The following is a 5260-nucleotide window of genomic DNA, read 5'->3' as shown; positions in this document are numbered from 1 at the left end:
GCGGAGGCCGAGGTCATGACGGCTTCGGTGCGCAGGGGGTTGATCTCGGAGACGGCGCCGACGAGCGTGGTCTTGCCGACACCGAAGCCGCCCGCGACGACGATCTTCGCGGAGGTGGTGGCGCGGGTGGGGGCGGCCGCGTTAGAGCTTGCGAAGTCCACTGAGGACCCTTTCGAGCAGCGTGACGTCGGGCTGGTTTCCGGATTCGCCTCCGGAAGCGGGCTGGTGGATGGCGACGAGGCCGGCCTCGGCCAGGTCGGCCACGAGGATGCGCGCGACTCCCAGCGGGAGGGAGAGCAGCGCCGACACCTCGGCGACGGACTTGACCTCCGTGCACAGGGTGCAGATCCGCTGGTGCTCGGGGAGCAGGGTGGCCAGGCGCTGCGGGTCCACGTCGGCGGAGACGAGGGCCTCCAGCGCGAGTTCGTAGCGGGGCCGGGTGCGGCCGCCGGTCATCGCGAACGGCCGGATCAGCGGGCCGGAGTCGGGTTCGTCCTCGAACTCCTCGACGTGCCCGGGGTCCTGGGCCGGGTGGTGGCCGGGCGCGTGGCCGGGTCCGGCCGGCGGGACCGGGTAGCCGGGCGGCGGCATGTCGAAGGAGGGCTGCGGCTGCGGGGCGTACTGGCCGGGCTGGGCGTACTGGCCGGGCCGGCCGTACTGCTCCTGCTGCTGACCGTACGGCGGCTGGCCGTACTCCTGGCCGAACTGCGGCCGGCCGTACGGCTGACCGTGGCCGACGCCGGGTGCTCCGAAGGCGTCATGGCCCGTGCCAGGGTACGGAACGCCACCGTACTGGCCGCTGCGGTCGTCGGGCGGTGTCACGGTTCCTCTCCTCACAAGGTGCGGCGGTTGCGGTGCGAGCCCCGGAACGAGTCCGGAGCCTGTGGTGCGAAGGCCGTACAACGTCCGAACCCGAGCCCGCCGAAGCGGGCCCGGGAGGGACGCGGAGGTGCTTCGAATACCTGGACGGTATCCGACGAACCGTCAGTGCAGGAGACTGCCCTGGAGTTCTGCGCGGAGTGCGGGGGTGAGGACGGCGCCTGCGCGGTCGACGAGCAGGGCCATTTCGTAGCCGACGAGGCCGATGTCGGAGTCGGGGGCGGCCAGGACGGCGAGGGCGGAGCCGTCGCTGATGGCCATGAGGAACAGGAAGCCCCGTTCCATCTCGACGACGGTCTGGTTGACCTCGCCGCCCTCGAAGATCCGGCTGGCGCCGGAGGTGAGGGAGGTGAGGCCGGAGGCGACGGCGGCGAGCTGGTCGGCGCGGTCCCGGGGGAAGCCCTCGGACATGCACAGCAGGAGGCCGTCCGCGGAGACCACCACGGTGTGGGACACCCCGGGGGTGTTGTCCACGAAATTGGTGATCAGCCAGTTCAGGTTCTGTGCGGCCTGGCTCATCTGAGTCAACTCAACGCTCCTGGTGGTTCGAGCCGCCGAAGAGATCGGTGCTCCGGTTCTGTCCGTTGCCGGACTGGTCTACCTGATCGGGGTCGATCCGGAAGCTTCCGGTGTTGCCGGCGGTGCGGCCCTGCTCCACGCCGCGGCGCAGGTTCGTGAGACGGCCACGGACCTCCTCGGGGCTGCGGGAGACCTGCGGCCCGTCCTGCGGGGTGGGCTTGGCGTTGCCGGCCACCAGGTTCTGCTTGGGCACGCGGCGCGGCAGGCCGGACTGGGTGGTGCCGGCGGACGAGGGCTCGCGCAGCTGCTCGGCCCGCTGCCAGGCGTTGTCGTTCGGCGACTGCCAGGCGGAGTTGGCGGTCGGGCCGGTCGGGCCGTAGCCGCCGAGCGCCGACACGTCGTGTCCGCGCGACTCGGCGGGCGACGAGGTGTCCTTGGCGCCGGCGAACCAGTTCGGGGTCTCGCCGTTGGCCCCGGCGGGCGCGGGCGTCCCGACCGGGCCGCCGGTGGCCAGCTGCTGGCCGGGGCGGCGCTGCGGCAGCCCGGACGGCAGGGTGGCGGGGGCCTCGGCGGCGGGCAGCGCGGGCGGCTCCGGGGCGTACGGGTGGCCGGCCGGGGCGTCCTGGGCCTGGTGGGCGTACTGGTCGCCGGCGTAGCCGTCGTCGTAGCCCTGGTAGCCCTGGCCCTGGTAGTCCTGCTGCGCGTACTGGTCGTCCGCGTAGCCCGACTGGTCGTAGCCCTGCTGCGGGTACTGGCCGTACGCGTCCTGGCCGTAGCCGTCCTGCTGCCCGTAGCCGTACTGGTCGTCGGCGTAGGGCTGCTGGTAGCCCTGCTGCGGGGCGTACTGGTCGTAGCCCTGCTGCGGGTACTCCTCCTCGACCTCGGCGTCCAGGACCGGCTGCTCGGCGTCCCCGTACGGGGAGGCCTCCAGCGCGGCGCGGCGCACCTGGTCGAGGCGCTGGGAGCGCTGGACGGACTCCAGGGCCGGGCTGAAGCCGGAGGAGCCGGCGTTGCCGATGCCGGTCAGGTGGTCGTCGAAGCCCAGCTCGGCGGCGCTGCGGGCGCGGCCGTCGGGGGCCCACTCGGAGGCCGGCTCCTGCTCGGCGAAGATCCGCGAGACGGTGAACTGCTCCTCGGGCTCCGGCGCCGGGCCGCCCTTGGTGACGAACGGCGGGAGCATGACGAGCGAGGTGGTGCCGGCCGACTCGCCGGACGGGCGGAGCTGGACGCGGATGTCGTGCCGCTGGGAGAGCCGGCCGACCACGAACAGGCCCATGCGGCGGGAGATGGTGGCGTCGACCGTGGGCGGCTCGGCCAGCTTCTCGTTGATCTCGGCGAAGTCGTCGGCGGTGAGGCCGATGCCCTTGTCGTGGATCTCGACCAGCACGCGGCCGTCCGGCAGGCGGGTCGCGTTGACCAGCACCCGGGTCTGCGGGCTGGAGAACGAGGTGGCGTTCTCCAGCAGCTCGGCGAGCAGGTGGACGAGGTCGGTCACGGCGGCGCCGACGATCTCGACCTCCGGGATGCCGGACAGCTCGACGCGCTCGTACTGCTCCACCTCGGACGCGGCGGCGCGGAGCACGTCGACCAGCGGGACCGGGGTGTTCCAGCGGCGGCCGGCCTCCTCGCCCGCGAGGACGAGGAGGTTCTCGCCGTTGCGGCGCATGCGGGTCGCGAGGTGGTCCAGCTTGAAGAGGTTCTCCAGCTGGTCCGGGTCGGCCTCGTTGTTCTCCAGGTCCGTGATCAGCGCCAGCTGGCGCTGGATGAGGCCCTGGCTGCGGCGCGACAGGTTGGTGAAGATCGCGTTGACGTTGCCTCGCAGCAGCGCCTGCTCGGCGGCGAGCTCGACGGCCTGGCGGTGGACCTGGTCGAACGCCCGGGCGACCTCGCCGATCTCGTCCTTGCCGTGCAGCGGGATCGGGGCGACGGAGGTGTCGACCCGCTCGGGGTCGGTCTTGGAGAGCTTCTCGACGAGGTCCGGCAGGCGGTTGTCGGCGATCTCCAGGGCGGCGCTGCGCAGGGTGCGCATGCCGAGGATCATCGAGCGGGCGACGTAACCGGTGAGCAGCCCGGCCAGGATGAGCGCGGCGACGACGATGACCGTGTTGAGGATGGCGTCGTAGAGCGCGTTGTCCTTGAGGTTCCGGGAGTCCGTGAGCACGTCGTCGAGGAGCGCGACTTCGGTGTTGCGCAGCGCCTGGATGTGCGTGGCGGCAGCCTGGTTCCAGTTCTCCGGGGTCAGACCGGCGTCCTTGGCCTCCTTGAAGGCGGCGTCGGCGGCGGCCTTGCCCTTCGTCTGGCCGTCGGCGGCGGCCTGGCTGTAGGCGGAGGCGAGGTTCAGCAGCGACTGCATGGTCGGCGCGCGGCCGTCGGGCATCTTGTACGCCGAGCGGTCCTGCGCGGTGGCCAGGGCGACCTGTGCGTCGGCGTACTTCTTGGCGTCGACCGGGTCGCTACCGGTGGTGAACTCGGTGATCGCGGTCTGTTCCAGCTTCTCCGAGACCACGACCTGCAGGGTGAGGTCCTGGTTCTCGTAGCGGGTCACCGAGTTCGACCCGATGCCCACGAGCAGGTGCAGCATGAGCGCGCGCTGGGACGAGGACGCGGCCTTGGCCAGCGACATGGCGTAGATCGCGCGGCCCTTGCTGGCCGCGTTCGTGGAGCCGAGGCCGACCGAGTTGTCGTACGCGAGCAGCGGGGCGAACAGCGTCGAGTACGCGTTCGCGGTGGCGCTGGCGAACAGCTCCTGGCCGTACGCGCTGGCGCGCAGGTGCGGCAGGTTGACCACGAGGTCCTGGAAGGCCTGGTGGCGGCGCGGGAGCTCGCCGGACTTGTCGGACGCGTCGTAGGCGGCGTTGTAGGCCTTCAGCGCGGCGTCCGTGGTGGCGCGGGTCTTGGCGACCGTGCCGTCCGGGTCCTGCTTGGTGAGGAGGGGTATCAGCGTCTTGTCGCGCTCGTTCTCGAGCGCCTCGGCGAGTTCGGTGGCCGCCTTGGCGAGCTCGGCGGTCTTCTCGGCGCGGGACGCCTTGATGTAGCCGTCGACCGAGGTGTTCACGCGGAGGCCGCCGAACACGAGGCTGATGATGACCGGGATCAGGAGGATCGCGATCAGACGCGTCGGCACGCGCCAGTTGCGCGGCCTGAGGAAGTCGTAGCGGCTGGAGCTCTCGGAGCCCGTCGAACCCGTGGAGCCGCCGCTGCGGGGCTCCTTCGGGCCGACCGCGGGCTTCACGGGCTGTGGTGCCTGTGAACGCTCCTCGGTCGGGGTGAACGCGGAGAATCCGGCCGATTCCGTCGCGGTACCGTTCGGCTCGCTCTGGCGGGGCTCGGAGCGCCGCTGCGGGGCGGGTTGCTGCTTACGCCTCACTCGACAACTACCTCTCGGCCGACAGCCGGCCATGGATCAATCCAGCGCTGCCCCGGGCCACGCTCCGCCGCCGGTGGGCCGGGCGGGAAAAGCGACAGGGGTAGCTGGAATTTCAGCACGTGCAGGGATGGGGGACAAACAGACCCCGCATGCCGCCCGCGTCGGCACAATCTGGACATTCGCCGACATGACGGCGCAAAACCGTGGTCTTCTGGCGCTGAGTGACGTGATTCGGCCACGTAGCGTCACTGTTGATCACAAAATGCCTACCGAACCGTTATCCACCGCTTATGAGCGGGTCTTGCGCGGTGCCCCCGCCGGACACCTGCCGGTAAGCAGCCCCGCCCCGGCGGACCGTCGCCTGGACGGTCCGCCGGGGCGGTGGTGTCGCTCGCACCCCCGCGTCGGCTAGCGGAGTCGGGCGAGGAGGGCGTGTTCGACGAGGGTGATGAGGGCGCTCTTGGCGCTGTCGCGGCGGCGGGCGTCGAGGGTGAT

3 protein-coding genes and 2 pseudogenes are annotated in these 5260 nt (G+C 71.6%); all 5 read right to left on the bottom strand.

Features of this window, described 5'->3' with window-relative positions:
* Nucleotides 1-161: pseudogene (locus ACFVSN_RS44990) on the bottom strand (ATP/GTP-binding protein); the annotation flags it as partial.
* Entirely contained in the window at nucleotides 142-822 is a 681-nt protein-coding gene (locus tag ACFVSN_RS44985) for a DUF742 domain-containing protein (protein WP_380448991.1), read from the bottom strand. The pseudogene ACFVSN_RS44990 and the gene ACFVSN_RS44985, both read right to left, overlap by 20 nt.
* A 162-nt stretch (nucleotides 823-984) precedes the next feature.
* Nucleotides 985-1398, bottom strand: coding sequence for a roadblock/LC7 domain-containing protein (locus ACFVSN_RS44980; protein WP_030291361.1), 414 nt, complete (start codon nucleotides 1396-1398; stop codon nucleotides 985-987).
* Between the two features lie 10 nt (nucleotides 1399-1408).
* Nucleotides 1409-4765, bottom strand: a complete 3357-nt coding sequence (locus ACFVSN_RS44975) for a nitrate- and nitrite sensing domain-containing protein (protein ID WP_380448993.1) — start codon at nucleotides 4763-4765, stop codon at nucleotides 1409-1411.
* Between the two features lie 408 nt (nucleotides 4766-5173).
* Nucleotides 5174-5260 (bottom strand): annotated as a pseudogene (locus tag ACFVSN_RS44970) (ATP-binding protein); the annotation flags it as partial.

Origin of the sequence: Kitasatospora sp. NPDC057904 (genome assembly GCF_042887925.1) — a bacterium.
Classification (GTDB): domain Bacteria; phylum Actinomycetota; class Actinomycetes; order Streptomycetales; family Streptomycetaceae; genus Kitasatospora.
Note: the sequence above shows the minus strand (reverse complement) of the source record. Positions and strands in the feature narration are given on the sequence as shown.